This is a genomic window from Arsukibacterium perlucidum DSM 18276, from assembly GCF_000382165.1.
GTDB lineage: Bacteria > Pseudomonadota > Gammaproteobacteria > Enterobacterales > Alteromonadaceae > Alishewanella > Alishewanella perlucidum.
The window spans coordinates 1-2,485 of sequence record NZ_KB907762.1 but is presented as its reverse complement, the minus strand read 5'-3'; the positions used below and the strand labels follow the sequence as shown (position 1 = coordinate 2,485).

Below are 2,485 nucleotides of genomic sequence, written 5' to 3'. Positions count from 1 at the left end.
TGCGTATTCTGATTTATGTGAACACCCATACTGGTGAATGTGAACACCCAGATCTTCCCGCGTTGGGCTCAGTGCCTTTTTAACCTAGGTGTTCATTTTCAGTCAACTCTGATGTGACTTTTCGCATCGATTCCCCCTTTAATTTTAGTCTGTGAGCGTTGTGCATTAGCCTGTCTAAGATGGCATCGGCCAGCGTGTTGTCACCAATTGCCTGATACCACTCTTCGGTGGGTAGCTGGCTGATCATAATGGTGGAGGCATGCTGATGCCGGTCGTCCATGATCTCCATCAGATCGTTACGCTGTGCGGCTTTTAAGGGCTCCAGCCCCCAGTCATCCAGGATAAGGATGTCATACTTAGCAATCTGCTTTAATGCCTTGCTGTAGCTACCATCGGCTTTGTGTTGGTTCAGCTCCAGCAGCAAGCGCGAGAGGCGGTAATACTTCGCGCTATGACCTTTCATGATGGCAGTATGTGCAAGAGCACAGGCCAGATAAGTTTTACCACTGCCACATGGGCCGGTAATGAGGATGTTCTGGTGTTTAGCAACCCAGCCACAGCTGAGTAAACCCGCCATAGCCGATTGGTTTAAACCGCGTGGCTGTTCATAGTTAATATCCCGTGCATTGGCCGCCACTTTCAGGGTAGCGGTGGTGAGGAGTCGCTGTTGCTTGCGGTTGTCGCGGCTTTGCTGTTCATGGTCAATCAGCAGCTGTAACCGCTCATCGAACGATAACCCCTGATAGGTGCCAGGCTGCTCCAGTTGTTGCAACAACGCCTGGGTCATGCCGTGTAGTTTTAGTTGTCTAAGGACGGTGATGTTGTGTGTTGTCATGGTCATTTACCTTAATGGAAGCTGTTGGGGCCGCGGATATTTTCATGTTGCTGCGGTAAGGCTGGCAGGCTGTCATCTTCCTGTATCAGCATATCAAGGTTGCTGCTGAGGATAGATTTGATGTTTTTTAGCCGGTCTAACTGCTGTTGGTTAGCAATGGCACAAGCCTGATTAATCCGCTCTGGTGGGTATTGCCGGGTCAGGTTGAGCAAGCCTAAACACACCCGGTAGCTTTGCTGCTCATGGGCTTTGCTATCGAGCAGGCGCACGACCCAGGCTAAGGTGTCACTGCCGATATCTTTGGCCCAGTTCATTAACCGGCCACGGTTCCACTTATGGTGTTTTTCGTGGCGGATGGGCATATGCTCTGGCATGGTGCTTATTCCACGGCGGTGAACGCGGGGATGGCTTGCTACCCGCTTGTTTTGGAAGTACAGCGTGATGAGATTATCGGTAGCATGCAGCTCTAGTTTCTCACCCACCAGCTGATGCGGAGCCGAGTACAGGTGCTCATCATATTGCACGTGGTAATCGATATTCAGCTTAACCATTTTGATGTCCGTGTACTGATACAGCTCACGGGGTAAGCGGCCAAGCGCCGGTTTATCTAACTGCTCGAACCATTCCTGGCGGTTGCCGGTAAATTGCTTAAACGGCCGGCTGTTGACGTCTTTTAGTAAGGCACTAATGCAGTGATTCAGCTCGGCCAGCGAGAAGAAGGTGTGGTGTCGCAGCCTGGCTAAAATCCAACGTTCAATGATTTGCACGCCTACTTCTGCTTTGGCTTTATCCTGTGGCTTACGTGGCCTGGCGGGCATAATGGCACAGCCGTAATGGTTAGCCAGTTGCTGGTACGCAGCGTTAATGTCTGGCTCATAGCGACAGGCTTTGGTGACACCACTTTTTAAGTTATCCGGCACTATCAGCTTGGGCACGCCACCTAAAAAGCTAAAGGCTCTGGCATGGCTGCCCAGCCAGTCCGGTAGCGTCTGGCTTAACGTTGCCTCCGCATAGGTGTAATTCGATGCGCCCATCACCGCCACAAACACCTGTGCGAAGCGGATTTCACCGGTACTGGCACAGGCAATCGGCACCGTCTGCCCGGCATAATCCACAAACAGCACTTCACCGGCAACATGGGTTTGACGCATCGAGCGACGCTGCTTTTTATGCCACTCCATGTACAAGTGGCAATACTGAGCATAGCTGTAGCAACGATTGGGGTATTGCTGGGTGTATTCCTCCCACAGCAGATGTTTGGTCACACCCGGTTTATGCAGCTCTTTATGCACTGCTATCCAATCCGGTAGTTCAAGTCTGCTTGATACGCATGCGTCAGCTTTGGGATAAATAAGCTGTGCCAGCGCACTATCATCGAGGGAGCAGATGGTTGGCCAGTCGATGCCTTGTTGCTCGGCTGCGCTGGTGACTTTTTGGATAGCGCCGATACTGACGCGCAGGCTGTCCCTGACCTGACGAACGGATAGGCCAGCATGCAATCGTAGCCGGAGGATTTCACGAAGTTTACGCATTGATGTTCTCTGTCTGGTCATAACCGTATCCATCTGAAAATGAATAGGTTATCAGTGGTAACAATCAACGCGGGAAAAGCATTCTGGAATTATGTGAACACTGATTCTGGAAATCAGG

General features: G+C 51.2%; 2 protein-coding genes. Both read right to left on the bottom strand.

The window, feature by feature from the left end:
- Nucleotides 1–79 precede the first annotated feature (79 nt).
- A complete protein-coding gene (istB, locus tag H141_RS0119410) occupies nt 80–835 on the bottom strand; it encodes an IS21-like element helper ATPase IstB (protein WP_026349572.1) in 756 nt (251 codons plus the stop codon).
- Between the two features lie 11 nt (nt 836–846).
- Nucleotides 847–2,388: an IS21 family transposase gene (gene istA, locus H141_RS0119405; protein ID WP_026349571.1), complete on the bottom strand. Its 1,542-nt coding sequence runs from the start codon at nt 2,386–2,388 to the stop codon at nt 847–849.
- Between the last annotated feature and the right edge of the window lie 97 nt (nt 2,389–2,485).